Here is a 26,794-nt window from a genome sequence, read left to right as displayed (position 1 = left end):
GCGCCGACTAACTGGCCGTGGCCAGATGGGATTTCTGTTAACGCCCGGCATCGGGGCCGGTGCGGGGAGCGCGGGTTCTCTTTGGACCCCGTCGCTCGGGGTGCTTTACATCAGTTCAGGGTTTCGATCCGCAGGCTGTTGGTGCTGCCCGGCTGACCGAACGGCACGCCAGCGGTGATCACCACGGTGTCGCCACGCTTGGCCATGCCCTGGGCCTGGGCGATCTCCAGCGCGGTGCTGGTGACTTCCTCGACCTTGTGCAGGCGTTCGTTGACGACCGAATAGATACCCCAGGCCACGGTCAGGCGACGCGCGGTGTGGAGATTCGGCGTCAGGCTGAGGATCGGCGCCTTGGGCCGCTCGCGGGAAGCGCGCAGGCTGGAGCTGCCGGACTCGGTGTAGTTCACCAGGGCAACCACCGGCAGGATGCTGCTGATGCGGCGGATGGCGCAGCTGATGGCGTCCGAGGAGGTGGCTTCGGCCTGCGGGCGGCTGACGTCGAGCTGGCTCTGGAAGTCCGGACCGTTCTCCACCTGGCGGATGATCTTGCTCATCATCTGCACGGTTTCCAGCGGGTAGTCGCCAGAAGCGGTCTCGGCGGAGAGCATCACTGCGTCGGTGCCTTCAGCCACGGCGTTGGCCACGTCGGTCACTTCGGCACGGGTCGGTGCCGGGGAGAAACGCATGGATTCCAGCATCTGGGTGGCCACCACCACCGGCCGGCCGAGCTGGCGGCAGGTGCGGATGATGTCTTTCTGGATGCGCGGCACATTCTCGGCCGGCACTTCAACGCCCAGGTCGCCGCGGGCAACCATGATGGCGTCGCAGAGGCGGGCGATCTCTTCCAGGTGCACCACGGCAGATGGCTTCTCGATCTTGGCCATGAGGAAGGCGCGCCCCTGGATCAGCTCGCGGGCTTCGATGATGTCTTCGGGGCGCTGCACGAAGGACAGGGCCACCCAATCCACGCCCAGCTCCAGGCCGAAGTCCAGATCACGACGGTCCTTGGCGGTCAGCGGCGAGAGTTGCAGTACGGCCTCCGGCACGTTGACGCCTTTGCGGTCGGACAGTTCGCCACCGGCGATCACGGCGGTTTCCACTGCATCGGCGTGCTTGGCGGTCACCTGCAGGCGCAGGCGGCCGTCGTCCAGCAGCAGGTTCATGCCGGGTTCCAGGGCTTCAATAATTTCCGGATGCGGCAGGTTGACCCGGCGTGCGTCACCCGGGGTGTTATCCAGGTCCAGGCGGAAGGCCTGGCCACGCTCGAGGTTGACCTTGCCGTCGGCGAAGCGGCCCACGCGCAGCTTCGGACCTTGCAGGTCCATCAGGATGCCGATGGGGTAGTTGAGCTGACGCTCTACCTCACGCACCCACTGATAGCGCTGGGCATGGTCGGCGTGCTCGCCGTGGCTGAAGTTCAGGCGAAACAGGTTGACGCCGGCTTCCACCAGTTGGCGGATGTCGTCGATTCCTTTGATAGCCGGACCGAGGGTGGCGAGGATTTTTACTTTCTTGTCAGGCGTCATTTTCAGGGCTCTCGAGAATCAGGATGGCGCGGAAGTCGTTGACGTTGGTGCGGGTCGGGTCAGTGACGATCAGGTCGCCGAGGGCGGCGAAATACCCGTAACCGTTGTTGTTGTCCAGTTCGTCGCTGGCGGAAAGGCCTTGCTTGGCCGCGCGGCCGAAGCTGCACGGGGTCATGATGGCGCCGGCGTTGTCTTCTGAACCGTCGATGCCGTCGGTGTCGCCGGCCAGTGCGTAGACGCCGGGCAGGCCCTTCAGGGTGTTGGTCAGGCTGAGCAGAAACTCGGCGTTGCGCCCGCCACGGCCGTTGCCGCGTACGGTCACGGTGGTCTCACCGCCAGAGAGGATCACGCACGGCGGCGTGATCGGCTGGCCGTGAAGCACCACTTGGCGGGCGATGCCAGCATGAACCTTGGCCACCTCGCGGGATTCGCCTTCCAGATCGCCGAGGATGAGCGGGGTGAGGCCGGCGGCGCGGACTTTCTCGGCGGCGGCATCCAGGGACTGCTGGGGGGTGGCGATCAACTGGAAGTGGCTGCGGGAAAGGCAAGGGTCGCCCGGCTTGACGGTTTCCGAGCGCGGGTCCTGCAGCCAGGCGCGCACGTGGGCCGGTACGTCGATCTCGTAGCGGGCGAGGATTGCCAGGGCTTCGGCTGACGTGGTCGGGTCAGCCACGGTCGGGCCAGAGGCGATCACCGTAGCCTCGTCACCCGGTACGTCGGAGATCGCGTAGGTGTAGACGGTGGCCGGCCAGCAGGCCTTGGCCAGGCGGCCGCCCTTGATTGCCGAGAGGTGCTTGCGCACGCAGTTCATCTCGGAGATCGCGGCGCCGGATTTCAGCAAGGCCTTGTTGATGGCCTGCTTGTCTTTCAGGGTCAGGCCTTCGGCGGGCAGGGCGAGCAGGGAAGAACCACCGCCCGAGAGCAGGAAGATCACCCGGTCGGACTCACTGAGATTGCTCACCAGCTCAAGTACGCGCTGGGCGGTTTCCAGGCCGGCGGCGTCGGGCACTGGGTGGGCGGCCTCGACCACTTCGATCTTCTTGCAGTTGGCGCCATGGCCGTAGCGGGTCACTACCAGGCCGGAGATTTCGCCTTGCCATTCACGTTCGATCACTTCGGCCATGGCGGCAGCGGCCTTGCCGGCGCCTATGACGATGACGCGGCCGGAGCGATCGGCGGGTAAGTGATCAGCCAGCACCTGGCGGGGGTGGGCGGCGGCGATGGCGGTGGCGAACAGGTCGCGCAGGAAGGCTTTGGGATCGAGGGGCATGGCAGGCTCCGGGGCGCTGGATTCTTGTTGGAACCCGCTCAAGATCGGCTGCGCGTCGGAATAACTGCGTTGAGAAATGGCTTCGGACTGCTCATTTACCGCTCGTAAACTCCGCGTCTTCAGCCATTCTCGCCTTGTTCTTCTCTAGCTCGCTCGCTCTTGAACGGGTCCTTTGTGTGCTGCGTGCCAGGCATCGGCAATGCCTGGCCTTCAGGCCGATTTCAGTCCCGAGCCGCCGCGTACAGCGGCTCGGGACTGGAATCGACCTTCCTGATCCTTGGCGCCGTGTCACCGCGGATCAGGAGGGTCGAAAGGGGTCGTAGGACGGGGAGGGCGGGCGCTGGCCATCGCGGGAGCTGCCGGCTCGAGGGGCAGTGCTTCGTCCGCCCCGTCCTACGAAACATCACTCCTCGCGAATCGAGAAGTTGGCCATGTGCTCCAGGCCCTTGATCAGGCCGGAGTGGTCCCAGTTGCTGCCACCCAGCGCCGCGCAGGTGCTGAACACTTGCTGGGCGTTGGCGGTGTTCGGCAGGTTCAGGCCCAGCTCGCGGGCGCCGGACAGTGCCAGGTTCAGGTCTTTCTGGTGCAGGCTGATACGGAAGCCCGGATCGAAGGTGCCCTTGATCATACGCTCGCCATGGACCTCGAGGATCTTGGAACCGGCGAAGCCGCCCATCAGGGCCTCGCGCACCTTGGCCGGGTCGGCGCCGTTACGGGCGGCGAACAGCAGGGCTTCAGCAACCGCCTGGATATTCAGGGCGACGATGATCTGGTTGGCCACCTTGGCGGTCTGGCCATCACCATTGGCACCCACGCGGGTGATGTTCTTGCCCATGGCCTGGAACAGCGGCAGGGCGCGTTCGAAGGCGTTCGGGCAGCCACCGACCATGATGCTCAGGGTCGCGGCCTTGGCGCCTACTTCACCGCCGGAAACCGGGGCGTCCAGGTAGGCGGCGCCGGTGGCCTTGATCTTCTCGGCGAAGGTCTTGGTTGCGGTGGGAGAGATGGAGCTCATGTCGATCACGACTTTGCCAGCACCTACGCCTTCAGCTACGCCGTCCTTGCGGAACAGTACGTCTTCGACCTGAGGGGTGTCCGGCACCATGATGATGATGAACTCGGCTTCCTGGGCAACCTCTTTCGGGTTGGCCAGGCCGATGCCGTTGTCACCCAGCAGGTCGGCCGGGGCCTTGTCGAAATGCTCCGAGAAGAACAGGGTGTGGCCGGCTTTCTGGAGGTTCTGAGCCATGGGCTTGCCCATGATGCCGGTGCCGATGAATCCGATCTTGGCCATGTGATGTACCTCTTTCTTAGATGGCGTTATGGGTTTTCAGCCAGCCCAGGCCGGCAACGGTAGTGGTAGCCGGCTTGTACTCACAGCCGACCCAGCCCTGGTAGCCGATGCGGTCCAGGTGCTGGAAGAGGAAGCGGTAGTTGATCTCGCCGGTGCCCGGCTCGTTGCGGCCCGGGTTGTCGGCGAGCTGCACATGGTTGATCGCAGCGAGGTTGGACTCGACGGTACGCGCCAGGTCTCCTTCCATGATCTGCATGTGGTAGATGTCGTACTGCAGGAACAGGTTGGCGCTGCCCACTTTCTCGCGGATGGCCAGGGCCTGTTTGGTGTTGTTCAGGTAGAAGCCAGGGATGTCGCGCGTGTTGATGGCTTCCATCACCAGCTTGATGCCAGCGGCCTGGAGCTTCTCGGCGGCGAACTTGAGGTTCTCCACGAAGGTTTGCTCGATGGTGGCGCAGTCAAAGCCCTGCGGGCGGATGCCGGCCAGGCAGTTGATCTGCGAGTTGCCCAGCACTTTGGCGTAGGCGATGGCCTTGTCCACGCCAGCGCGGAATTCTTCCACGCGGTCGGGGTGGCAGGCGATGCCGCGCTCACCCTTTGCCCAGTCGCCGGCGGGCAGGTTGAACAGCACCTGCTCCAGTTTGTTGGCGTCCAGGCGGGCACGGATTTCCTCTACCGGGAAGTCGTAGGGGAAGAGGTATTCGACACCGCTGAAGCCGGCTTCGGCAGCAGCGGCGAAACGGTCCAGGAAGTCCACTTCGGTGAACAGCATGGAGAGGTTGGCAGCAAAACGGGGCATGAATGTCTCCTCAAATCTAGCTCCCTCTCCCACCACGAATAGGCGAGGGATTGGGGTAGGGGGGCACCGAGTCGCCTCGAACATCCCTTACCCCCGGCCCCTCTCCCAATGGGAGAGGGGAGTCAGAGCGATCAATCCAGCAGCGAGATGGCGGTCGGGGCGTCGACGCCGCGCTGGGCCAGTTCCTCGAACTCGTTGATGGCGTTGATCTCGGTACCCATGGAGATGTTGGTGACGCGCTCCAGGATGACCTCGACCACGACCGGCACGCGGAACTCTTCCATCAGTTGCTTGGCCTTGGCGAAAGCGGCCTGCAGGTCGTTGGCGTCGAACACGCGGATCGCCTTGCAGCCCAGGCCCTCGACCACTGCGACGTGGTCCACGCCGTAGCCGTTGAGTTCCGGTGCGTTGATGTTCTCGAAGGACAGCTGCACGCAGAAGTCGATCTCGAAGCCGCGCTGTGCCTGGCGGATCAGGCCCAGGTAGGAGTTGTTCACCAGTACGTGGATGTAGGGCAGGTTGAACTGCGCGCCCACGGCCAGCTCTTCGATCATGAACTGGAAGTCATAGTCGCCGGACAGTGCCACGACCGGACGGGTCGGGTCGGCCTTGACCACGCCCAGGGCTGCCGGAACGGTCCAGCCCAGCGGGCCGGCCTGGCCACAGTTGATCCAGTGGCGCGGCTTGTAGACGTGCAGGAACTGTGCACCGGCGATCTGCGACAGGCCGATGGTGCTGACGTAGCAGGTGTCCTTGCCGAAGAACTCGTTCATTTCTTCGTACACGCGCTGCGGTTTGACCGGCACGTTGTCGAAGTGGGTCTTGCGCTGCAGGGTGCGCTTGCGCTCGCGGCAGGATTCGACCCAGGCGCTGCGATCTTTCAGCTTGCCGGCGGCTTTCCACTCGCGGGCGACTTCGAGGAATGCGTCCAGTGCGGAGCCAGCGTCGGAAACGATGCCCAGGTCCGGGGTGAATACACGGCCGATCTGGGTCGGTTCAATGTCGACGTGGATGAAGCGGCGGCCCTGGGTGTAAACGTCGACGGAACCGGTGTGGCGGTTGGCCCAGCGGTTGCCGATGCCGAATACCAGGTCGGATTCCAGCACGGTGGCGTTGCCGTAACGGTGCGAGGTTTGCAGGCCGCACATGCCCGCCATCAGCGGGTGGTCATCGGGGATGGTGCCCCAGCCCATCAGGGTCGGGATGACCGGAACACCGGTCAGTTCGGCGAACTCGACCAGTTTGTCCGACGCGTCGGCATTGATGATGCCGCCACCGGCTACCAGCAGCGGACGCTCGGCATCGTTCAGCATGGCCAAGGCCTTCTCGGCCTGGATACGGCTAGCCGCCGGCTTGTTGACCGACAGCGGCTGATAGGCGTCGATGTCGAACTCGATTTCAGCCATCTGCACGTCGAACGGCAGGTCGATCAGCACCGGGCCGGGACGGCCGCTGCGCATCTCGAAGAAGGCTTTCTGGAAGGCGTAAGGCACCTGGCCCGGTTCCAGAACGGTGGTTGCCCATTTGGTGACCGGCTTGACGATGCTGGTGATGTCGACGGCCTGGAAGTCTTCCTTGTGCAGACGAGCACGCGGAGCCTGGCCAGTGATGCAGAGGATCGGGATGGAGTCGGCGGACGCCGAGTACAGGCCGGTGACCATGTCGGTGCCGGCGGGGCCGGAAGTGCCGATGCAGACGCCGATGTTGCCCGCGTTGGTGCGGGTGTAACCCTCAGCCATGTGCGAGGCGCCTTCGACGTGACGGGCCAGTACATGGTCAATGCCGCCGATCTTGTTCAGGGCCGCGTACAGCGGGTTGATGGCGGCGCCGGGAATGCCGAACGCGGTGTCGATGCCTTCGCGGCGCATCACCAGGACGGCAGCCTCGATTGCTCTCATTTTGGCCATGTTTTGTGCCTCTTTCTTGTGAAAATTGTATACAAGCTACGTGACTGGATTCTATTCAGCACCTGACTGAAGGGTCAAGGCCATTTGTGAGGCTAAAGGTCGCAGGGTGGCGACTCTTTTAAAACGCCCGTTTCACGGGCCTCACCATGGAGACTCAAAGCGCTGACGAACACACTGTATACAAAAAATAATCTGATTGTATCTATCTGTTGATTTTTTTGTGTTCGATGGGATAGTGGGCTACAGCTTTCGGATGCGTCGCAGGACGGGCTGGAAAATGCCCGCGTGGATCCAGGGGTGCGCCAGCCCTGGCCCGGACGACGCCGCACAAGGTTCAACCACTCACGAGGAACGCTTGAAAATGACCACTCTGACCCTGGAAACCGCTGTGAGCATTTCCAATCACGCCCTGGCCGTTGGTCGGGAGCTGCGCACGGCGCCGCTGACCATCGCTGTGCTGGATGCCGGCGGGCACCTGATCACCCTGCAGCGCGAGGATGGCGCCAGCATGCTTCGCCCGCAGATCGCCATCGGTAAAGCCTGGGGCGCCGTGGCGCTGGGTAAGGGGTCGCGCCTGATCGCCGCCGACGCCCAGCAGCGACCGGCCTTCATTGGCGCGGTGAACAACCTCGCCGACGGCAATCTGGTACCGGCGCCAGGTGGCGTGCTGATCCGCGATGGTCAAGGTGCCGTGATCGGCGCCATCGGCATCAGCGGTGACACCTCGGATATCGACGAGCAGTGCGCGGTGAGTGCGGTGGAAGCGTTGGGCCTGCAGGCGGACGCCGGCGCGGCCTGATACGAGGCAGGGGCTGCTGCGCAGCCCTCGGCGAATGAATTCGCCCCCACAGGGTTGGTACCTTGTGGGGGCGATTTTTTTCAGGGGATTTTTGTCGGGGTATCAGGCACTCTTGGCCTGAACCTTTTCCTCGACCTCACAACCCTTGATCACCAGGCGGATGATGGTTTCCGCGGCGGCATCGTAGTCGGCATCGCTGAGGCTGGACTTGCCGGTAACGGTAGATATCTGCCAATCGAAGTCAGCGTAGGTCTGGGTTGCGGCCCAGATGCTGAACAGCAGGTGATGAGGGTCGATCTTGGCCATCAGGCCCTGGTCGATCCAGCGCTGGATGCATTCGATGTTGTGCTTGGCCTGCAAGTTGAGCTGCTCGGTCTGTTCGGGCGAGAGGTGTGGTGCACCGTGCATGATCTCGCTGGCGAACACCTTGGAGGCGTAAGGAAGGTCGCGGGAGATGCGGATCTTCGAGCGAATGTAGGCGGTTAGCACCTCAAAGGGGTGGCCGGTCTGGTTGAACGGCGCTGACGCCTGCAAAAGCGGCTCGACGATGCTCTCGAGCACCTCGCGGTAGAGGTTCTCTTTCGACTTGAAGTAGTAATAGACGTTGGGCTTGGGCAGGCCAGCCTTGGCCGCGATGTCGCTCGTCTTGGTGGCGGCGAACCCTTTGTCGGCGAATTCCTCGCTGGCCGCGCGCAGGATCAGGTCTCTGTTGCGCTCGCGAATACTGCTCACATCGGCTCCTTTTTTGGCTCGCCCGGGCGCCAGGAAGGCCGGCCGGCGAGAGGTCGGGCATGTTATCACCCGCTTTGCGAGGCCCTCAAGCGAGACACTGGATGAATTTCCTGTATACAAAATTACGGTCTTCTGTTTCCATTCGGCATCCGTCCATGTCACCGGAGTCCTGTCCGGTGTGTGTTGCGGCAGACTTCACCCATGCAAGACAACCACTTGCTCGACCCCTTCGGGCGTCGAATTTCCTACCTGCGCCTCTCGGTCACTGACCGTTGCGACTTCCGTTGCACCTATTGCATGAGCGAGGACATGGTCTTCGCTCCCCGCGCGCAGATCCTCAGCCTCGAAGAGCTCTATGCCGTCGCCGATGCGTTCATTGGCCTCGGGGTTTCGCGCATCCGCATCACCGGTGGTGAGCCGTTGGTACGCAAGGGCCTCACCTCGTTGTTGGCGCGTCTGGGCGCCCGTGAGGAACTGGAAGACCTGGCCATCACCAGTAACGGTTCCCAGCTCGGGCACATGGCTGCTGACTTGCGCCGGGCTGGGGTCACTCGCCTGAATATCAGCCTCGACTCCCTGAAGCGCGAACGCTTCGCCGCCTTCACCCGCCGTGACCGCCTGGAGCAGGTACTGGCTGGAATCGACGCGGCTCGAGCGGCTGGCTTTCGTCGCATCAAGCTCAATACTGTCGTGCAGAAAGGCCGTAACGACGATGAAGTCCAGGAACTGGTGGCCTTCGCTGTGGAACGCGGCCTGGACATCAGTTTCATCGAGGAAATGCCGCTGGGCAGCGTTTCCAGTCACGAGCGCAAGGTCACGCTGTGTACGTCGGACGATGTGCGCGAGCGGGTGGAGCAGCGCTTCCAGTTGCTGCCCAGCAGCTATCGCACGGGCGGGCCGTCGCGCTACTACCAGGTGGTCGGCAGCGGCACCCAGGTCGGTTTCATTTCCCCCCATAGCCGCAACTTCTGCGGCGACTGCAACCGGGTGCGCGTCACCGCCGAAGGCAAGCTGGTGCTCTGCCTTGGCCACGAAGGCGCGCTGGACCTCAAGTCGCTGATCCGGCGGCATCCCGGTGACCGCGAGCGGCTGCGGGCGGCGCTGATCGAAGCGCTCAGGCTCAAGCCCGAGCGGCATTTCTTCGAAGCAGACCAGCAGGTGCAAGTGGTGCGCTTCATGAGCATGACCGGCGGCTGATCGAGTTCCCTGGATCAGCGCTGGCTGCGTGGCTTCAGCTCGCCGCAGGAAACCTGCTGTGTTCGATGAAGCGCCTTGCCATGGCGTCCCAGGGGCCTCGATTCCTTTCTGATCAGATCCTGATAACAAGAGCGCCCGCCAGGGCGAAGGAGAACACACATGGGCAAGACGCTACTGGTAAAGAACGCTGACCTTCTGGTGACCATGGACGGCCAGCGCCGGGAGATCCGGCAGGGCGGGATGTTCATCGAGGACAATCGCATCGTTCAGGTCGGGCCAAGCAGTGAGCTGCCTCAGACCGCTGACGAAGTGCTGGATATGAAGGGCAAGGTCGTCATTCCTGGCCTGGTCAACACCCACCACCACATGTACCAGAGCCTGACGCGCGTGGTGCCAGCCGCCCAGGACGGCGAGCTGTTCAACTGGCTGACCAACCTCTATCCAATCTGGGCGCGGTTGACCCCAGAGATGATTGGCGTCTCGACCCAGACGGCCATGGCCGAGTTGATTCTTTCCGGCTGCACCACCTCCAGCGACCACCTCTACATCTACCCCAACGGCTGCAAGCTGGATGACAGCATTCACGCCGCCGGCGAGATCGGTATGCGCTTCCATGCCGCACGCGGCAGCATGAGCGTTGGCCGCAGCCAGGGCGGCCTGCCGCCGGATTCGGTGGTGGAGAAGGAAGCGGACATCCTCAAGGAGTCCCAGCGCCTGATCGAGGACTACCACGATGCGTCCCATGGCTCGATGCTGCGGGTGGTGGTGGCGCCGTGCTCGCCCTTCTCGGTGAGCCGCGACCTGATGCGCGAAGCCGCTGTGCTGGCGCGTCAGTACGGCGTATCGCTGCACACCCACTTGGCCGAAAACGTCAACGACATCGCTTACAGCCGGGAAAAGTTCGGCATGACGCCGGCCGAATATGCCGAAGACCTGGGGTGGGTCGGCCACGACGTCTGGCACGCCCACTGCGTGCAACTCGACGAGCATGGCATCGAGCTTTTCGCCCGCACCGGCACGGGCGTTGCCCACTGCCCCTGCTCGAACATGCGCCTGGCCTCCGGCATCGCGCCGGTTCGTCGCATGCGCGATGCCGGTGTGCCGGTCGGCCTGGGCGTGGACGGTTCGGCATCCAACGACGGTGCCACCATGATCGGTGAAGTGCGCCAGGCACTGCTGCTGCAACGGGTTGGTTTCGGCCCCGACGCCATGACCGCCCGCGAGGCGCTGGAAATTGCCACCCTGGGTGGCGCCAAGGTGCTCAATCGCGACGACATCGGCGCGCTTGCGCCGGGCATGGCGGCCGACTTCGTCGCCTTCGACCTCAACCATATCGCTTACGCCGGCGCCCTCCATGATCCGCTCGCGGCGTTGGTGTTCTGCACGCCGACCCAGGTTTCCACCAGCGTGATCAACGGCAAGGTCGTGGTACGCGACGGCCAACTGGTCACCGTCGACCTGCCGCGTGTACTGGAACGCCACAACCAACTGGCGCGGCAACTGGTACTGGGCGAGTAAATCGTCCTGATGGGGCGTGGCCGGGTGCCGCGCCCCTTTTCTGTTCGTGCCCACATGAGAACAAGGAGAAGGTCATGAAACCTCAGGTTTTCGGCTGGCTGGCTGCCGGCCTGTTGTCCGCGAATGGCGCCTTGGCGCAGACCTACGTAATCGGTGTCGAAAAGCAGTCGTTCCAACCCCATTACTGGATCAGCGACCAGGGCGAGTACCAGGGCTTTGCCCGTGATGTGCTCGACTTGTTCGCGCGCGAAGCCGGGCTGGACATTCAGTACCAGGCCCTGCCGGTCAATCAGCTCACTCAGCACCTGCTCAATGGCAGCATCGACTTCAAGTACCCGGATAACGCCAAGTGGGCCGGTGACCTGAAGGGCAACAAGGACATCGCCTACAGCCTGCCGGTGGTGCAGTACGTCGACGGTGTGCTGGTGCCGCCCAAGCGGCAGGGCAAGGGAATCGATCAGTTGGCGAGGCTGGCGGTGGTGGATGGCTGGACGCCCTGGACCTACCAGGACCGTATCGATGGCGGTCAGACCCAGGTGGTGCGCAGCGCCGATCTGGGCCAGATGATCAAGCAGGCAATGAAGCAGCAGGCAGACGGCGCCTACTACAACGTCGTGGTCGCCACCTACTACCTGGACAACATCCGTGCGCGCCCCGGTGCCCTGGTGTTCGATCCGAACCTGCCCCACACCCGTGGAACCTTCAATCTCTCCAGCCTCAGGTATCCGGAGCTGATAGCGCGCTTCGATCGCTTCCTCGCTGAGCACCGGCAGGAAGTCGATGCGCTTAAGGCGCGCTACCAGGTGGAGTCCAACCTGGATTCCGAGTACCTCGGCATGGAGCAGTGGAAGATCGACTTCCTGAAACGCCAGAAAGAGAAGGATAACCCCTGACTGCGATTGGCCTGGAAGTGCCGCAGCAGAGCGCTCGGAAGGCTGTTTGGTTATTCTGTTTGGCGGTTTTGTACACAATTCTGAAAGAAAGTGTTGTTTGTGACGTTCGCCGCGTGTATATAATTCGGAAAATCCTGACCGCAAGATCAGCTTTTTCTGATGAAGTAACTACATGGGGTGTTCATCGGCACCCGTGTAAGCCAACGACCGACAAGAACAATAGGCAGGCTTTACCCATGAGTTCATCCGACATTTCCGGGGTTCGCTCCGACCTCAGTCACCACCTGGAGGATCGCCCAGGGACGAGGTACTCCCGCTTCACAGCTTTCGGCCGACTATCTGCATGCTTCTCCGGCATTGCCGCGTCGACGCTGATTGTTGGCGGCCTGCTCGGACCGCCCGGCCTCGTCCTTAATGACGCAAGCGCACACGTACTCGAAGCCCTGGCCTCGATGAGCGAGGTCCAGCGGAACGCCTTGGACGCAGCCGAACGGCGCAACGCTGAAGACAGCCCGTCCAGCATCGTCCGCCACTCCAGCCTCGACCTGACCGGCTGACACTCGGCGCGCGCAACCCCCTTCAATCCCGAACCTGCCTGCAGCCTGCCTTCATGCCCAGGGCGGTCTTTGGGTGGGCGCGGGGCGGAAAAACCTGAAACCCACTAAAACAAGGAAAAAACCATGAAAGCCAAGTATCTGCCGCACTGCCTCGCCCTCACGACCGGATTGCTCGGTGGCGGCCAGGCGATCGCCGGTGACCTGCTGTTCTGGCAGAACAACAGCCTGAGCTACCTCTACGGCCAGAACTTCAAGATCAACCCGGAGATCCAGCAGACGGTGACCTTCGAGCACGCGGATGGCTGGAAGTACGGCGATAACTTCTTCTTCCTCGACAAGATCTTCTACAACGGTGACAAGGACGATCTCGTTGGTGACAACACCTATTACGGTGAATTCCAGCCGCGCCTGTCGCTGGGCAAGATCTTCGACCAGAAGATCCAGTTCGGTCCGGTTACCGACGTACTGCTGGCCATGACCTACGAGTTCGGTGAAGGCGACGTCGAGTCCTACCTGATCGGCCCGGGCTTCGACCTGGCCATTCCTGGCTTCGACTTTTTCCAGGTCAACTTCTACAACCGCACTACCGATGGCAGCCGCCCGGGCGACAACGTCTGGCAGATCACCCCGGTGTGGAGCTACACCATTCCGGTGGGCAATTCCGACATCCTGATCGATGGCTTCATGGACTGGGTGGTGGACAACGACGAAAACAGCCGCGGCACCTACCACGCCAACCTGCACTTCAACCCGCAGGTGAAGTACGACCTGGGCAAGGCTATGGGCTGGGGTGAAAAGCAGCTCTACGTCGGTTTCGAATACGACTACTGGAAGGACAAGTACGGTATCGACAACGACAGCTTCCTGGGTGACGTGATCCTCGATGGCACCGACCAGAACACCGCCAGCCTGCTGGTCAAGGCGCACTTCTGATCGCATTGCGTAACAAGACGAGGGGGACGGCGCGCGGCGCCGTCCGCCCGTTCAGGATGGGAGGGGAGCCATGGCTGTTTCTGTAGGGGCGAACTCATTCGCCAGGGGCCGCGCAGCGACCCCCAGCCTGGTATTGCACCGGAGGGCAGGCCGTTGGCCTGCTTGGCGAACAAATTCGTCCCTGCAACAGATGAGGTCACTCCACCACAAACCGAGCGATTTTGCGGCGGGCCTTAACTCAGAAGGTGAACTCCAGGTTCACCGTCGGCGTCGAGGTGCGGCTGCCACGGCCACCGTCGACACCGAACTTGTTGTGCCAGTACTCGTAGCCGACACCCAGCCACAGGTTCGGCTTGCGCTTTGCTCCGGGCATGGCAGCGACCATGAGCGAGGTGCGCATCAGGGTTTCCGGGGCGGTGTCCTTGTCGAAGTAATCCTCGCCCTTCTCACCGACGTAGTTGACGAACCCCTGGAACTTGGCGTCGTGCTCGCCGAGCTGGAAGGGCTTGAGCCACGTCAGGTTGACCATGTACGTGGCGTCGAAGGTGTGGTCCGGATGCTTGGCGTTGGGGATGCCCGAGTGGTTCTTCTCCCGGTAGTACATCAGGCTCAGGTCGAGCACGCCGGAACCGTTGAACTTGAGGGTAGGGCCGAACACCAGGGCGCGTTTCTTGGCCGAGGCCAGGTTGTTGTTGCGGCTGGCGTCGAAGCCGAAGGTGAAGGCGTAGTCCTTGATCAGGCCGGTCCCCAGCGGTTGGTCGAATACCCGTGAGGCAAACAGTTGATGGCGGTAGACCGCGTAGACCTCGCTGCCACCGTGGTCGGTGCCCTTGCGCGGGTCGCGACTGTCGGAGAGGAATACATCGAGGTTGAAGAAGTTGCTGCCGTACCGGTAGCCGTCGGCATGGGTAAAGCTGTAGGCCCGTTTCGCAAACTTGTTCGGGTTGTTCGGATTGGTGAACTGCTGGCCGTAGCGGAAGCCGACGCTGTTGTTCATCCACTCGAAGAACTTGCCGTCCTCCGCGGCGAAGCCGGTTGGGCCCGCGGCCATCAAGGCGGCGCCAAGCGCCAGACTGGTGTAACGACGCATTCGGGTACTCCTTCTTTTTGTTGTTGAGCTGAAAGCGGAAAAGTCTTCCCCTCAACGGCAGCGCGCGAGGGCGGCCGTCACCGGGGGCTGAGGTTAAAAGAGCCCGCCGGGTAGGCGGGCTGTTGAAGTCCGGCTGTACCTCATGGGAACGGCCGGATGGGAGCAACTTCAAGTCAGTGGGCGACGTACTGCCGGCTGCGACCCTTCTCCCCGAGAATGTTGAACAGCAGATTCAGGGTGAGGGCGCTGACGGTGGCCATGGCGATGCCGCTATGGGTGATGGGCTCCATCCAGTGGGGGAGCTGGGCGAAGAGTTCGGGGCGTACGACCGGCGCCATGCCCATGCCCATGCTCACAGCGACCAGCAACTGGTTGCGGCGATCGCCGATGTCGGCCTCGTGAAGGATCTTGATGCCGGTGGCGGCCACCATGCCGAACATCGCCAGGCCCGCGCCACCCAGCACTGCTGGCGGGATCGAGGCCACCAGGAAGGCGGCCTTCGGGAGCAGGCTGAGGCCGATCAGGAAGGCGCCCGCAGCGACCGTCACGTAGCGGCTGCGCACGCCGGTCATCTGTACCAGGCCGATGTTCTGGGCGAAGGAGGAATGGGTGAAGGTGTTGAAGAAGCCGGCCAGGAAGGACGCGCCAGCGTCACACATCAGGCCGCGGCGCAGGGCGTTGGGGCAGACCTCGCGACCGGTGATCTTGCCCAGGGCCAGGAACATGCCGGTGGACTCGACGAAGATGATCACCACCACCAGGCACATCGACAACACGGAGGCCAGCTCGAACTTCGGCATGCCGAAGTGCATGGGTTCCACGATCTGGAACCAGGGCGTTTCGTCCAGGCCATCGAGGTTGACCATCCCGCAGGCGCCGGCCAGGGCGTAGCCCAGGGCCATGCCGACCAGCACCGAGACATTCACCCAGAAGCCCTTGAGGAAGCGGTTCACCAACAGGATGGTGCCCAGTACCAGGGCCGCGATAGACAGGTATTCCAGCCCGCCAAACTGCGTGGCCGTGTTACCGCCGCCGGCCCAGTTGACTGCAACCGGGAAGAGCGTGAGGCCGATGGAGGTGATCACGGTGCCGGTCACCAGCGGCGGGAAGAAGCGCACGATGCGCGACATGAAGGGGGCCAGCAGCAAGCCGAAGAAGCCGGCGGCAATGGTGGCGCCGAAAATACCCTGGATGCCGACGCCGGGCATGCCGGCCATCACGACCATGCTGCCGACGGCGGCGAAACTGGCCCCCATCATCACCGGCATGCGGATGCCCACCGGGCCGATGCCGATGGATTGCACAATGGTGGCGATGCCGGCAACCAGCAGGTCGGCGTTGATCAGGAAGGCGATTTCTTCACGGGAAAGACCGGCGGCCTGGCCGACGATCAGGGGTACGGCAACGGCGCCGCCGTACATAAGCAGGACATGCTGGAAGCCGACAAGCAGCAATTGCATCAGGGGCAGGCGCTGGTCAGCGGGCGAAAGGGCGATCTCTCGCTCTGTCGGAGTGGTCATGCAACACCTCGGGCGCTTTTGTTCTTGTAAGTCGCTTGGCAATGCCGCGCCTCGTGGGTGCGGCGTGCCGGGTATTCATGTTGCTGGCCGGGTGGGTGACACCTGGCAGGGGTACTGCGGGTACTGCTGGAAGAAAAAAAGCCTGCCTGGGGCAGGCTTGAAGCGCGGGTGGTGCTTGGGGTCACCACCCGCCGTGGTCTTGCTTGCAGGGGGCGCTTAGTTGGTCTTCGCGCCTTGTGCGATCCAGCGGCCGATCAGGTCACGCTCTTCCTGGGTCATCTGGGTGATGTTGCCCAGCGGCATGATCTGGGTGGCGACTGCCTGAGCCTGGATCTTCGGTGCGAGCATCTGGATCTGCTGCGGGGTGTCGAGCATCACGCCGCCCGGCGCCGAGGTGAACATCGGACTGGTGGGCTTGGCGGAATGGCAGACGGTGCAGCGTTCCTGAATCACGGTGTGGACCTTGCCGAAGTCATTGCCGCTGGCGCTGGCCTGGGCCGGGGCGGCCTGAGCGGATTGCGCCGGGGCGGCAGCCTGCGGCTTGCTTTCGGCGCTGGCGGGGGCAGCGCTGGTGCTGGTTGCCGGAGCAGCATGCTCCTGGTGGGCAGGCTCTACGGCCAGGCTCGGTTCAGCGGCCTTGTAGTTCGGCGCGGTGACGAAGGCCAGGCAGATCATGCCAAGGGCGCCGGCGGGGAGAGTCCAGGCGAACTTGTTGCTCTCGTGGCGGGTGTTGAAGTAGTGGCGCACCAGCACTGCGATTACCGCGATTCCGGCCAGGATCAGCCAGTTGTACTGGCTGCCGTATGTGCTCGGGAAGTGGTTGCTGATCATGATGAACAGCACCGGCAGGGTGAAGTAGTTGTTGTGGCGCGAACGCAGCAGGCCCTTGGCCGGCAGGGTCGGGTCAGGGGTGCGGTTCTCTTCGATCGCCTTAACCAGGGCGCGCTGCGCCGGCATGATGATGCGGAACACGTTGCCCACCATGATGGTGCCGATCAGGGCGCCGACATGAATGTAGGCACCACGGCCGCTGAATACCTGGGTGAAGCCCCAGGCCGCGCCGATCACCAGCACGAAGAGGATCAGGCCGAGCAGGGCGGGGGTCTTGCCCAGCGGCGAATCGCAGAGGAAGTCGTAGATGAACCAGCCTGCGACCAGCGAGCCGATGCCGATGGCGACGGCGGCAGCCGGGGCGATATCCACGCCGGGTGCGATCAGGTACAGGGTCGGATTCAGGTAAAACACCACGGTCAGCAGGGCGACGCCTGACAGCCAGGTGAAATAGGCTTCCCATTTGAACCAGTGAAGGTTGTCGGGCATTTTCGGCGGAGCGAGCTTGTATTTCTCCAGGTGGTAGATGCCGCCACCGTGGATGGCCCAGAGATCACCCGACAGACCGTCGCGCGGGTTGGCGCGGTTGAGGTTGTTCTCGAGCCAGACGAAATAGAAGGACGCGCCGATCCAGGCGATACCAGTGATCATGTGAACCCAGCGAATGCCCAGGTTCAGCCATTCGGTCAAATGTGCTTCCACAGTTGTTACCTCTTTCCCGCCGACCGGCACGCCGATCGTTGGGCTTCTCTTATTAGTGGTGGGGGTTGAGGAGGAGCTGTTCGTCCTCGGTGAAGTAATGCTCGTCGCAGTTGTTACCGGAACCACTGCGATCAACCACCAGGAAGTCATCCCGCTTTTCGATCGTCAGCACAGGGTGGTGCCAGACGCCGCGATGGTAATTAACGCCCTGCCTGCCATTGGAAATGAAGGCACGGACCAAACCCGGTACAGGCACATCGCCAAGTGGCGCGACCACGACCAGAAAGGGATTGCCGAGCAGCGGAATGAAAGCCTGGCTGCCCTGCGGGTGTCGTTCCAGCATGCGGATGCGCAGGGGCATCTCGAGGGATTCGGCGCTGAAGATGCTGATGATCGCCTTGTCGTCGGGCTGGGCGGTCTCGACCGTTGCCAGCTTGTGATAACGGCGGGTGGAGCCGTTGTTGATCATGAAGTACTCGCTGCCTTCGGTTTCGATCACATCTCCGAAGGGGGCGAAGGCTTCTTTGGTCAGGGGCTCGATCTTCAGGGTTCGCATGGCTGTTCTACTTGTTCGTTGCTGGTTCCCATCCCGCGAGCGGGGGAGGGGCCGGGAAAGAGGGTGGTCATTCCATCCTCTCTCCTGGCTCTCCGAATCGGTGGAGAGCCGATGGGCGGGCCTAAGGCCGCCCGGTCTTGATTGGGGCGGTGCGCCTGCGGCTTACATCTGCTGCAGACGGAACAGCGCGATCTTGTTGATCTCGGCCAGCGCCCTGGAGAACTCGGCTTCAGGAGTGTTGTGGATCCGCTCCTCGAAGGCCGCCAGGATCTGGTGCCGGTTGCTGCCTTTCACCGCCATGATGAAAGGAAACCCGAACTTGACCTTGTAGGCGTCGTTCAGTTCGGTGAAGCGCGCGAACTCTTCAGCCGTGCACTCGTGGATACCGGCACCGGCCTGTTCGCTGGTGCTGGCTTCGGTCAGCTCGCCGCGGACGGCAGCCTTGCCGGCCAGGTCCGGGTGAGCATTGATCAGTGCCAGCTGGGCTTCATGGCTGGCGCTGAGCAACAGGTCGGCCATGCGCTGGTGCAGGCCGTCGATGTCGTCGATGTGGGCGTCCTGGCCCAGGTCGAAGGCCTTCTCGGCGACCCAGGGCGAGTGTTCATAGATGTCGGCGAACGCCTTGACGAAGGCATCGCGGGACAGGGTGGACGGGGTCAGGGTCTGGAAGCGGCTCATTTCGCTTGCTCTTTGAAAGGGTGGGTGGCGTGCCAGTGACGGGCGATGTCGGCGCGGCGGGCGAACCAGACTTTCTCATGGCCCTTAACGTATTCGATGAAGCGTGCCAGGGAGGCGAGGCGTGCCGGGCGGCCCAGCAGGCGGCAGTGCATTCCGATGGAGAGCATCTTCGGCGCGCCAGCGGCGCCTTCGGCATAGAGCACGTCGAAGGCGTCCTTCAGATACTCGAAGAAGTCGTCGCCCTTGTTGAAACCCTGCACCTGGGTGAAGCGCATATCGTTGGTATCCAGGGTGTAGGGGATGACCAGGTGCGGTTTTTCCGTGGTACTGGCGGCGTCCCAATAGGGCAGATCGTCGTCGTAGGTATCCGAGTCATACAGGAAACCGCCTTCTTCCATCACCAGGCGGCGAGTGTTCGGACCGGTGCGGCCGGTGTACCAGCCCACCGGGCGTTCGCCGGTCAGTTCGGTGAGGATGCGGATGGCTTCGAGCATATGCTCGCGCTCCTGGGCCTCGTCCATGTACTGGTAGTCGATCCAGCGGTAGCCGTGGCTGCAGATCTCGTGGCCGGCCTCGACCATGGCGCGGATCGCGTCCGGATGGCGCTGTGCGGCCATGGCGACGGCGAAGACGGTCAACGGAATGTCGTGCTGCTTGAACAGGTTGAGCAGGCGCCAGACGCCGACGCGGCTACCGTATTCGTAGAGGGATTCCATGCTCATGTTGCGCACGCCCTGTAGCGGTTGGGCGGCCACCATCTCTGACAGGAAGGCTTCGGACTCCTTGTCACCATGGAGCACATTGCGTTCGCCGCCTTCCTCGTAGTTCAGGACAAAGGACAGGGCGATGCGGGATTCACCCGGCCAATGCGGGTGGGGAGGGTTGTTGCCGTAACCGATCAGGTCGCGTGGGTACTCAGCGCTCACTGCAGTCTTCCTTTCTTGTCTGTTGGACGATCAGCGACAGCCTGGGGAGTGGTGCGCGACCGTGGATGGGGTGATTGTATACAAACTGTCTTGTGTTTTGTAAATCAAAAAATCACCTGATTCGTTATCCAGACACCAAGCAAGAAACCTGCCCATATGGTCAGGTAGATTCGATGTAAGGCCCGCTGGGTGGACGGTACGCGTAAATTTCGAATGACTGTGGTGCGACGCAGGCTCGGCGGGATTTGTTGCTGTAATTGTGTACAATTTGTCTTGTTTATGTCTTACATTCTGTCAGGTGCATGTTATTCTGCGCACCGTACCGGGGCCTCAGCCCTGACCACGCACCGATATGAACAAGCAGAGGAGGTGTGGCGTTTCGATCGCGGCCAGCGCACCGGCCCGAAGAACGCCCAGCGAGCAATGGGACGTTTGACCACGCATGTACTGGATGCCGCCCACGGTTGCCCTGGCCGTGACATCAAGATCGAGCTCTATCGCGTAGAAAACGCGGGCCTGGAGCTGGTCGCCACCACCACCACCAATGACGATGGTCGCTGCGATGCGCCCCTGCTGCAGGGTGCCGACTACCAGAGCGGCGTCTACCAGATCCATTTCCACGCGGGTGACTACTACCGCGCGCGTGGCGTTCAGCTGGCCGAGCCGGCTTTCCTCGACGTGGTCGTGCTGCGCTTCGGCATCTCCTCCGAACAGGACCACTATCACGTGCCGCTGCTGATCTCCCCTTACAGCTACTCCACTTACCGCGGTAGCTAGTTCGTTACCCTCGACTCACTGGAGTCTTTCTAGCCCGTTCACACTGCGGGCTTTTTTTCGTCTGCAGGAAAGTGCAGACGGTGCTCATAAAAAAGCCCGGCGCAAGGCCGGGCTGAAACGCATCACGGGGAGATGCGCAAGGGATCAGGTCATGCCCAGCCAGTTCGGCAGGGCCAGGGAGATCCAGGGTACGTAGGTGACCAGGATGAGGAAGGCCAGCAGGATCATCAGCCAGGGCATCGCGGCCCGGATGGTGGAGGTCAGCGGCATGCCGGTCACGGCCGAGGTGACGAAGAGGTTCAGCCCCACGGGCGGTGTCACCAGGCCGATCTCCAGGTTCACCACCATGATGATGCCCAGGTGGATGGGGTCGATGCCCAGTTTCATCGCGATCGGGAAGAGGATCGGGGCCAGGATCAGGATGATTGCCGAGGGTTCCATGAAGGCGCCAGCAATCAGGAGCACGATGTTCACGACCAGCAGGAAGGTAACTGGCGTCAGGCCGGCATCGATCACCCATGCAGTGATCTGCTGGGGCAGTTGCTCTGTGGTCAGCACGTGTGCGAAGAGCATGGCGTTGGCGATGATGAACATCAGCATGATGGACAGCTTGCCGGACTCCAGCAGCACCTTCGGCGCCTCGCTGAGCTTCATGTCCTTGTAGACGAACAGGGCAATGAAGGCCGAGTAGACGGCTGCCACGGCCGCGGCTTCGGTTGGCGTGAACATGCCGCTGTAGATGCCGCCCAGGATGATCACCATCAACAGCAGGCCCCAGAGGGCCTTGCGCCCGGCGTTCAGCCATTCGCGGAATGTGGCGCGCGGTAGCGCCGGCAGGTTCTTTTTCACGGCGATGATGTAGATCGCCACCATCAGCACCAAGCCAAGCAAGACGCCGGGAATCACGCCGGCCATGAACAGCTTGCCCACCGAGGTTTCGGTGGCGGCGGCGTAGACCACCATCACGATTGAAGGCGGAATGAGAATGCCCAGGGTACCGGCGTTGCAGACGATGCCCGCGCCGAAGGCCTGCGGATAACCCGAGCGCACCATGCCGGCGATGGCGATGGAGCCCACTGCGGCCACCGTGGCCGGGCTGGAGCCGGACAGCGCGGCGAAGAGCATGCAGGCCAGCACCGCGGCAATCGCAAGGCCGCCGCGGATGTGGCCGACGCAGGCGTTGGCGAAGTCGATCAGGCGCCGCGCCACACCACCGGTGGTCATGAAGGCCCCAGCCAGCAGGAAGAAGGGGATTGCCAGCAGGGTGTAGTGCTCGGACGTCTCGAACAGCTTGATCGCCAGGGATCGCACCGAATCCGGGCTGAACAGCATGATGGTCATCGAACCGGCAAGGCCAAGCGAGATGGCAATGGGTACGCCAATGAACATCAACAGGAAGAGCAGGAAGAAGAGAAACAGGACAGTCATTGCTTGTCTTCCTTGTGCTGTGGCTCGTCGTGCTCGGTCAGCTTGAGCGCCTCGGCAGCCTCATCGGCGAGGCCTAGACCGGTCTGCCGGTTCTGCAGGATACGAACGAAAATTTCCGCGTAGCGGATGAAGACCAGGCCGAATCCCACGGGCACGATCAGGCCGATGTGCCATTGCTGGACGCCGTAGTGGCCGAGGTCTTCGGCGCCGATTCCCGCCGTGAAAAGGGTTTGCACCCACTCGAAGCTGGCAACAGCCAGCAGTCCCGCATAAAGCAGGCAGCACAGGCAGGCGATGATTCCCAGGGCTCGCTGCACCGGGCGGGTGGTCAACTTGACCAGGGCATCGACGCCAATGTGGCCGGCGGTACGCACGCCGTAGGAAAGGCCGAAGAAGATCAGCCAGGCGAACAGCGCCTTGGTCAGCGAGTTGCTCCAGGTCATGGCCTGGGCCATGGCAAGGATGCTGTCGCCGATGCCGAAGAGCGCTTCGCTGGCGGCCTCCCAGCGGTCGGCCAGGTCGTAGAAGACGGTGTAGAGGTTGTTGAGGATGACGTAGACGAAGGTCACCAGCGTCATGGCCGCCAGAAGGAAGGCGATGAAACCTTCCTCGAAGTGGTCCCAGACGCGCCGCAGAGCGTTCATGGATGGCATCTCCCGATGGCAGAAGCGTCGTTTGCTCGGGGCTGGCGGAAAACCGCCAACCCCGGGCGGGGCGTCTTACTGGGCCTGATTGGCGGCTTCGGCAGCCTTGATCAGATCAGGACCGATTTCGGCTTCGAACTTCTTCCACACCGGCTTCATGGCCTCGCGCCATTCGTTGCGCTGCTCGGGAGTGAGCTCGATGATCTCGCTGGTCTTGGCATCGATGATGCGCTGCTTGTCGCCCTGGTTCAGCGCCTCGGCCTGCTTGTTCACCTCGTTGGTCACTTCCACGGTGATCTTCTCCAGTTCGGAGCGAACGTCCGCCGGCAGGCCGTTCCAGAACTTGGTGTTGGTGATCAGCATGTAGTCGAGCACGCCGTGGTTGGACTCGGTGATGTACTTCTGCACCTCGTGCATTTTCTGCGAGTAGATGTTCGACCAGGGGTTCTCGGCACCGTTGACCACGCCGGTCTGCAGCCCTTGGTACACCTCGGCAAAGCTCATCTTGCGCGGGTTGGCACGCACGGCCTTGAACTGCTCCTCCAGCACGGCCGAGGCCTGTACGCGGAACTTCAGGCCGCGGGCGTCCTTCGGTTCGCGCAGGGGTTTGTTGGCCGAGAGCTGCTTCATGCCGTTGTGCCAATAACCCAGCCCGGTGATGTTCTTGCTTTCCATCGACTTGAGCAGGTTCTGGCCTTCGGGGCTGTGCTGGAAGCGATCCACGGCCTGGATGTCGTTGAACAGGAAGGGCAGGTCGAACAACTGCACCTGCTTGGTGTACTGCTCGAACTTGGCCAGGGACGGTGCGATCAGCTGCACGTCGCCCAGCAGCAGGGCTTCCATTTCCTTGCCGTCACCGAAGAGCGACGAGTTGGGGTAGACCTCCACCTTCACCTTTCCGGGCAGGCGTTCTTCCGCAAGCTTCTTGAAAAGCAATGCGCCTTGACCCTTGGGGGTGTGCTCGGCCACGACGTGGGAGAACTTGATCACGATGGGGTCGGCGGCCTGGGCCAGGCCGGCGGCACCCAGCGCGAGGGCGCAGGCGAGCGCTTTCAGAGCAGGTTTGAACATTGATGCATCCTCTTGTTGTTCTAGATCAGGTCCGGACAGCCGGGGGCGGTCCGAGCGAGGCAACAAGAAGGAGTCTAGGCGGCAACCGCGATTTGGTCGGTTGGATCGTGAAAACGCGGCTTGGCTTGTTCTTGTTGGCTCGCTTGCCGATCACATGGCAAGCACTGTGCCAGCAGTCTGCAAGCCACGATTATCAAGGGAGGGCGGGTGCTGAAGGGGCGTGAAGAGGAGGTTTGCGTGGCGGGTTTCCGCCGTATTGCGTGCGGTTGGTGGCGGAAATCCGCCAGGCTTGGTCGGGCTTTTCATCAGGCGAAAATGAAAAGCCCTGTCGCATTGCGACAGGGCTCGGTTTCGCGGTGGCTGATCGGTTACAGGAAGATGAACTTCGCCACGAAGATGGCGCAGAGTGCATACAGGCTTACCGACACATCCTTGTACTTGCCGGTGAAGGCCTTCATTACGACGTAGGTCACGAAGCCCAACGCGATGCCGTCGGCGACCGAGAAGGTCAGCGGCATCATGATCACGGTGACGATGGCCGGAATGGTCTCGGTGTGTTCTTTCCAGTCGATGTGGGCCATGCCGCCCATCATCAGCATCGCAACGTAGATCAGTGCGCCGGCGGTGGCGTAGGCGGGGATCATGCCGGCCAGCGGGGCGAAGAACATGGCGGCGATGAACAGGATGCCCACGGTTACGGCAGTCAGACCGGTGCGACCGCCAGCGGCCACGCCGGCAGCACTCTCAACGTAGCTGGTGACCGGCGGTACGCCGAGCACGCCGCCGAACACGCTGGAGGCGCTGTCTGCCTTCATGGCTTTGGACAGGTTCTCGATGCGGCCGTCTTCCTGCACCAGGTTGGCACGTTGGGCCACGCCCATCAGGGTGCCGGCGGTGTCGAACATGTGCACGAAGAGGAAAGCGAGGATCACGCTGACCATGGTCACGTCGAACGCGCCGGTGATGTCCATGGCCATGAAGGTCGGGGCCAGGCTCGGGGGCATGGAGAACACGCCGCCGAACTTGACGATGCCCAGACCCACGCCGACCAGGGTGACGGTGAGGATGCTGATCAGGATGCCGCCGAAGATACGACGGTATTCCAGCACGGCGATCATCAGGAAGCAGATGGCGGCCAGCAGCGGACCGGGGGAGGTCAGATCACCGATGTGCACCAGGGTGGCCGGATGGGCAACTACGATACCGGCGGTCTTCAGGCCGATGAGCCCGAGGAACAGGCCGACGCCAGCGCCCATGGCGAACCGCAGACTGCTTGGGATGCTGTTGAGCAGCCATTCGCGGATGCGCGAGAAGGTGAGGATCATGAACAGCACGCCGGAGAGGAACACCGCGCCAAGCGCGATCTGCCAGCTGTAGCCCATGGTGTTGACCACGGTGTAGGTGAAGAAGGCGTTCAGGCCCATGCCCGGGGCGAGACCCACCGGCCAGTTGGCGTAAAGACCCATGAGGAGGCAGCCGAAGGCTGCGGCAAGGCAGGTAGCAACGAAGGCTGCGCCATGATCGATCCCGGCATCGGCCATGATGTTCGGGTTGACGAAAATGATGTAGGCCATGGTGATGAAGGTGGTCAGACCTGCAGCCAGTTCGGTTCTCACGGTGGTGCCGTGAAGGCTGAGCTTGAAGAGACGTTCAAGCAGGCCATTGGAGGGCGGTGTTGCGGCGTACGTTCCTTGTTCTTGTTGTTTGATGCTTTCCACAGCGTGGTACTCCTCATCTCTTTTGTTTTGTTCACCCAGAGCCTGGAGTTGGCTCCGGACTGACTGAGGCGGATGGCGTGAGTGGTGCACTCCCCTTAATACTTGACCGCAGGGTCAGGAAGTCACGGCGCGATTATGCCTTTGTATACAAAAAAAACAAATAATGTTTTCAATGTTCGAAAAATCGCACCAATTCGTTAAAGCTGACCATGAGGGCAGATTTTGCTGCGACAATTCGTTGGACGATGAATTAATAAAGTCATTTAAAAACAATGGGTTGAGAGGAGTGGCTTGTGCGAGGGCAGGAAAGGGAAGGAAGCGCCAAAGCACTGAATGGCACTGGAGCAATTGCGCTTATGACAAAAAAATGTAGGGAAATCTGTCTTTCTGTCGCTTATGCCTTCGTCGACCGGAGCCATTCGAGAAGTACTGGAAAAACCTGTGCAACTGGTCAGGAATGGGGCTTGAGCTGAGGCGAAACTGTTCAAGGCTGGATGATTGTGTACAATATCACTCGCTTTTTCCCTGATTTCCCTCGCTGACACACCTGCTCAGCCCGGCGGAGAGGGGCAAAAAGGGCCCTGGAAGACCGCCGAATCCCTTTGACGCGAGCCCCCATGAACGAACAGTTGCAGCCACTCAAGAAGCAGCCGCGCACCGCCAAAAGCACCCGCAGCGGCACGCAGGACGATGTCGTCTATGCGCATATTTTCGATGCCATTCTCGAGCAGCGCCTCGCACCCGGTACCAAGCTGAGCGAGGAGGCCCTGGGCGAGATATTCGGCGTCAGCCGCACCATCATCCGCCGCTCGCTGTCGCGCCTTGCCCATGAAGGTGTGGTGCTGCTGCGACCGAATCGCGGCGCTGTGGTCGCGAGCCCCAGCGTCGAGGAAGCCCGCCAGATCTTCTACGCCCGCCGCCTGGTTGAGCGAGCCATTACCGAGTTGGCGGTGGAACACGCCACCGCCGAGCAGTTGCAGGAGCTTCGGCAGATGGTCAGCGAGGAGCAGGCCTGCTTCTCTCGTGGCGACCGTGGTGCTGGCATCCGTCTTTCCGGTGAGTTCCACCTGAAGCTGGCCGAGGCGGCGAAGAACGCTCCCTTGGTCAGTTTCCAGCGCAGTCTGGTGTCCCAGACGTCGCTCATCATTGCCCAATACGAGAGCGGTAGCCGCTCCCACTGTTCCTTCGATGAACACAATCGCCTGATCGATGCCATCGAGTCGCGCGACGCCGAGCGCGCGGTGATGCTGATGATGCATCACATGGATCACATCGATGACAAGTTGAATCTGGATGAAGGCGGCGCTTCGGATGACCTGCACGCGGTGTTTTCGCACCTGCTGCAGACCAAGAAGAAGCCAGGCCGCAACACGCCCCGCAGCGCCTGAGCCAGCCTGACGAATGAGCCCCGCGCATGCGGGGCTTTTT

General features: G+C 62.3%; 24 protein-coding genes. 8 read left to right on the top strand and 16 right to left on the bottom strand.

The window, feature by feature from the left end:
* Window positions 1–110: 110 nt before the first annotated feature.
* The 5 genes from pyk to gcl all read right to left on the bottom strand — a co-directional run bounded on the left by pyk (window position 111) and on the right by gcl (window position 6,796).
* The gene (gene pyk, locus FFS60_RS00635; RefSeq protein WP_028629732.1) at window positions 111–1,526 is read right to left on the bottom strand and encodes a pyruvate kinase; all 1,416 of its coding nucleotides are present in this window, start codon (window positions 1,524–1,526) and stop codon (window positions 111–113) included.
* Entirely contained in the window at window positions 1,516–2,796 is a 1,281-nt protein-coding gene (locus tag FFS60_RS00630; protein ID WP_028629733.1) for a glycerate kinase, read from the bottom strand. Before FFS60_RS00630 ends, pyk begins: the two co-directional genes overlap by 11 nt.
* Window positions 2,797–3,199: 403 nt before the next feature.
* Entirely contained in the window at window positions 3,200–4,090 is an 891-nt protein-coding gene (locus FFS60_RS00625) for a 2-hydroxy-3-oxopropionate reductase (protein WP_028629734.1), read from the bottom strand.
* 16 nt (window positions 4,091–4,106) lie between these two features.
* A complete protein-coding gene (gene hyi, locus FFS60_RS00620; RefSeq protein WP_137820805.1) occupies window positions 4,107–4,889 on the bottom strand; it encodes a hydroxypyruvate isomerase in 783 nt (260 codons plus the stop codon).
* A 131-nt stretch (window positions 4,890–5,020) separates the two neighbouring features.
* Entirely contained in the window at window positions 5,021–6,796 is a 1,776-nt protein-coding gene (gene gcl, locus FFS60_RS00615; RefSeq protein WP_028629736.1) for a glyoxylate carboligase, read from the bottom strand.
* Between the two features lie 361 nt (window positions 6,797–7,157).
* Between gcl and FFS60_RS00610 the strand changes: the two genes are divergently transcribed.
* Window positions 7,158–7,595, top strand: coding sequence for a heme-binding protein (locus tag FFS60_RS00610; RefSeq protein ID WP_028629737.1), 438 nt, complete (start codon window positions 7,158–7,160; stop codon window positions 7,593–7,595).
* A gap of 102 nt (window positions 7,596–7,697) precedes the next feature.
* Here FFS60_RS00610 and FFS60_RS00605 read toward each other — a convergent pair whose 3' ends face one another.
* Complete coding sequence (locus FFS60_RS00605) at window positions 7,698–8,327, bottom strand: TetR/AcrR family transcriptional regulator (RefSeq protein ID WP_137820804.1); 630 nt, start codon at window positions 8,325–8,327, stop codon at window positions 7,698–7,700.
* A 201-nt stretch (window positions 8,328–8,528) separates the two neighbouring features.
* On the opposite strand from FFS60_RS00605, the gene moaA reads away from it, so the two are divergent.
* The 5 genes from moaA (at window position 8,529) to FFS60_RS00580 (ending at window position 13,425) form a co-directional block, all read left to right on the top strand.
* Complete coding sequence (gene moaA / locus FFS60_RS00600; RefSeq protein WP_028629739.1) at window positions 8,529–9,524, top strand: GTP 3',8-cyclase MoaA; 996 nt, start codon at window positions 8,529–8,531, stop codon at window positions 9,522–9,524.
* A gap of 159 nt (window positions 9,525–9,683) precedes the next feature.
* Complete coding sequence (locus FFS60_RS00595) at window positions 9,684–11,042, top strand: 8-oxoguanine deaminase (protein ID WP_028629740.1); 1,359 nt, start codon at window positions 9,684–9,686, stop codon at window positions 11,040–11,042.
* Window positions 11,043–11,116: 74 nt separating this feature from the next.
* Window positions 11,117–11,935, top strand: a complete 819-nt coding sequence (locus tag FFS60_RS00590) for an ABC transporter substrate-binding protein (protein WP_028629741.1) — start codon at window positions 11,117–11,119, stop codon at window positions 11,933–11,935.
* A 236-nt stretch (window positions 11,936–12,171) separates the two neighbouring features.
* A complete protein-coding gene (locus FFS60_RS00585; RefSeq protein ID WP_137820803.1) occupies window positions 12,172–12,492 on the top strand; it encodes a hypothetical protein in 321 nt (106 codons plus the stop codon).
* Between the two features lie 123 nt (window positions 12,493–12,615).
* On the top strand, window positions 12,616–13,425 hold the full coding sequence (locus FFS60_RS00580; protein WP_051246772.1) for an outer membrane protein OmpK: 810 nt from the start codon (window positions 12,616–12,618) through the stop codon (window positions 13,423–13,425).
* A gap of 238 nt (window positions 13,426–13,663) precedes the next feature.
* On the opposite strand, the gene FFS60_RS00575 is transcribed toward FFS60_RS00580, so the two are convergent.
* The 6 genes from FFS60_RS00575 to puuE form a co-directional block, all read right to left on the bottom strand.
* A complete protein-coding gene (locus tag FFS60_RS00575; protein ID WP_256658020.1) occupies window positions 13,664–14,476 on the bottom strand; it encodes a nucleoside-binding protein in 813 nt (270 codons plus the stop codon).
* A gap of 212 nt (window positions 14,477–14,688) precedes the next feature.
* On the bottom strand, window positions 14,689–16,035 hold the full coding sequence (locus FFS60_RS00570; protein ID WP_028629744.1) for a nucleobase:cation symporter-2 family protein: 1,347 nt from the start codon (window positions 16,033–16,035) through the stop codon (window positions 14,689–14,691).
* A gap of 216 nt (window positions 16,036–16,251) precedes the next feature.
* On the bottom strand, window positions 16,252–17,568 hold the full coding sequence (locus FFS60_RS00565; RefSeq protein ID WP_028629745.1) for a urate hydroxylase PuuD: 1,317 nt from the start codon (window positions 17,566–17,568) through the stop codon (window positions 16,252–16,254).
* 52 nt (window positions 17,569–17,620) lie between these two features.
* A complete protein-coding gene (locus FFS60_RS00560) occupies window positions 17,621–18,124 on the bottom strand; it encodes an ureidoglycolate lyase (RefSeq protein ID WP_028629746.1) in 504 nt (167 codons plus the stop codon).
* Between the two features lie 162 nt (window positions 18,125–18,286).
* Window positions 18,287–18,802, bottom strand: coding sequence for a 2-oxo-4-hydroxy-4-carboxy-5-ureidoimidazoline decarboxylase (gene uraD / locus FFS60_RS00555; RefSeq protein ID WP_137820801.1), 516 nt, complete (start codon window positions 18,800–18,802; stop codon window positions 18,287–18,289).
* Entirely contained in the window at window positions 18,799–19,728 is a 930-nt protein-coding gene (gene puuE / locus FFS60_RS00550; protein WP_028629748.1) for an allantoinase PuuE, read from the bottom strand. Before puuE ends, uraD begins: the two co-directional genes overlap by 4 nt.
* Window positions 19,729–20,151: 423 nt before the next feature.
* Here puuE and uraH point away from each other — a divergent pair, with 423 nt between their 5' ends.
* Window positions 20,152–20,505, top strand: a complete 354-nt coding sequence (gene uraH / locus FFS60_RS00545; RefSeq protein ID WP_028629749.1) for a hydroxyisourate hydrolase — start codon at window positions 20,152–20,154, stop codon at window positions 20,503–20,505.
* 144 nt (window positions 20,506–20,649) lie between these two features.
* Here uraH and dctM read toward each other — a convergent pair whose 3' ends face one another.
* The 4 genes from dctM to FFS60_RS00525 form a co-directional block, all read right to left on the bottom strand.
* A complete protein-coding gene (gene dctM, locus FFS60_RS00540; protein ID WP_028629750.1) occupies window positions 20,650–21,933 on the bottom strand; it encodes a C4-dicarboxylate TRAP transporter large permease protein DctM in 1,284 nt (427 codons plus the stop codon).
* The gene (locus FFS60_RS00535) at window positions 21,930–22,577 is read right to left on the bottom strand and encodes a TRAP transporter small permease (protein ID WP_028629751.1); all 648 of its coding nucleotides are present in this window, start codon (window positions 22,575–22,577) and stop codon (window positions 21,930–21,932) included. Before FFS60_RS00535 ends, dctM begins: the two co-directional genes overlap by 4 nt.
* Window positions 22,578–22,652: 75 nt before the next feature.
* A complete protein-coding gene (gene dctP, locus FFS60_RS00530; RefSeq protein ID WP_137820800.1) occupies window positions 22,653–23,648 on the bottom strand; it encodes a C4-dicarboxylate TRAP substrate-binding protein DctP in 996 nt (331 codons plus the stop codon).
* A gap of 368 nt (window positions 23,649–24,016) precedes the next feature.
* Complete coding sequence (locus FFS60_RS00525; protein WP_028629753.1) at window positions 24,017–25,366, bottom strand: NCS2 family permease; 1,350 nt, start codon at window positions 25,364–25,366, stop codon at window positions 24,017–24,019.
* Between the two features lie 617 nt (window positions 25,367–25,983).
* Between FFS60_RS00525 and FFS60_RS00520 the strand changes: the two genes are divergently transcribed.
* Complete coding sequence (locus FFS60_RS00520; RefSeq protein ID WP_028629754.1) at window positions 25,984–26,754, top strand: GntR family transcriptional regulator; 771 nt, start codon at window positions 25,984–25,986, stop codon at window positions 26,752–26,754.
* Window positions 26,755–26,794 lie beyond the last annotated feature (40 nt).

This window comes from Pseudomonas sp. D(2018), from assembly GCF_005502555.1.
In the GTDB taxonomy this organism is placed as follows: Bacteria; Pseudomonadota; Gammaproteobacteria; order Pseudomonadales; family Pseudomonadaceae; genus Metapseudomonas; species Metapseudomonas resinovorans.
Note: the sequence above shows the minus strand (reverse complement) of the source record. Positions and strands in the feature narration are given on the sequence as shown.

What these genes read in the sequence shown, in the direction of transcription:
- uraH (WP_028629749.1), top strand. Translation starts at nt 20,152, where the DNA reads ATGGGACGTTTGACCACGCATGTACTGGATGCCGCCCACGGTTGCCCT.
- dctP (WP_137820800.1), bottom strand. Translation starts at nt 23,648, where the DNA reads ATGTTCAAACCTGCTCTGAAAGCGCTCGCCTGCGCCCTCGCGCTGGGT.
- moaA (WP_028629739.1), top strand. Translation starts at nt 8,529, where the DNA reads ATGCAAGACAACCACTTGCTCGACCCCTTCGGGCGTCGAATTTCCTAC.
- FFS60_RS00570 (WP_028629744.1), bottom strand. Translation starts at nt 16,035, where the DNA reads ATGACCACTCCGACAGAGCGAGAGATCGCCCTTTCGCCCGCTGACCAG.
- FFS60_RS00625 (WP_028629734.1), bottom strand. Translation starts at nt 4,090, where the DNA reads ATGGCCAAGATCGGATTCATCGGCACCGGCATCATGGGCAAGCCCATG.
- FFS60_RS00610 (WP_028629737.1), top strand. Translation starts at nt 7,158, where the DNA reads ATGACCACTCTGACCCTGGAAACCGCTGTGAGCATTTCCAATCACGCC.
- uraD (WP_137820801.1), bottom strand. Translation starts at nt 18,802, where the DNA reads ATGAGCCGCTTCCAGACCCTGACCCCGTCCACCCTGTCCCGCGATGCC.
- FFS60_RS00585 (WP_137820803.1), top strand. Translation starts at nt 12,172, where the DNA reads ATGAGTTCATCCGACATTTCCGGGGTTCGCTCCGACCTCAGTCACCAC.
- FFS60_RS00595 (WP_028629740.1), top strand. Translation starts at nt 9,684, where the DNA reads ATGGGCAAGACGCTACTGGTAAAGAACGCTGACCTTCTGGTGACCATG.
- FFS60_RS00560 (WP_028629746.1), bottom strand. Translation starts at nt 18,124, where the DNA reads ATGCGAACCCTGAAGATCGAGCCCCTGACCAAAGAAGCCTTCGCCCCC.
- FFS60_RS00535 (WP_028629751.1), bottom strand. Translation starts at nt 22,577, where the DNA reads ATGAACGCTCTGCGGCGCGTCTGGGACCACTTCGAGGAAGGTTTCATC.
- dctM (WP_028629750.1), bottom strand. Translation starts at nt 21,933, where the DNA reads ATGACTGTCCTGTTTCTCTTCTTCCTGCTCTTCCTGTTGATGTTCATT.
- FFS60_RS00630 (WP_028629733.1), bottom strand. Translation starts at nt 2,796, where the DNA reads ATGCCCCTCGATCCCAAAGCCTTCCTGCGCGACCTGTTCGCCACCGCC.
- FFS60_RS00580 (WP_051246772.1), top strand. Translation starts at nt 12,616, where the DNA reads ATGAAAGCCAAGTATCTGCCGCACTGCCTCGCCCTCACGACCGGATTG.
- hyi (WP_137820805.1), bottom strand. Translation starts at nt 4,889, where the DNA reads ATGCCCCGTTTTGCTGCCAACCTCTCCATGCTGTTCACCGAAGTGGAC.
- FFS60_RS00575 (WP_256658020.1), bottom strand. Translation starts at nt 14,476, where the DNA reads ATGGCCGCGGGCCCAACCGGCTTCGCCGCGGAGGACGGCAAGTTCTTC.
- pyk (WP_028629732.1), bottom strand. Translation starts at nt 1,526, where the DNA reads ATGACGCCTGACAAGAAAGTAAAAATCCTCGCCACCCTCGGTCCGGCT.
- FFS60_RS00520 (WP_028629754.1), top strand. Translation starts at nt 25,984, where the DNA reads ATGAACGAACAGTTGCAGCCACTCAAGAAGCAGCCGCGCACCGCCAAA.
- FFS60_RS00590 (WP_028629741.1), top strand. Translation starts at nt 11,117, where the DNA reads ATGAAACCTCAGGTTTTCGGCTGGCTGGCTGCCGGCCTGTTGTCCGCG.
- gcl (WP_028629736.1), bottom strand. Translation starts at nt 6,796, where the DNA reads ATGGCCAAAATGAGAGCAATCGAGGCTGCCGTCCTGGTGATGCGCCGC.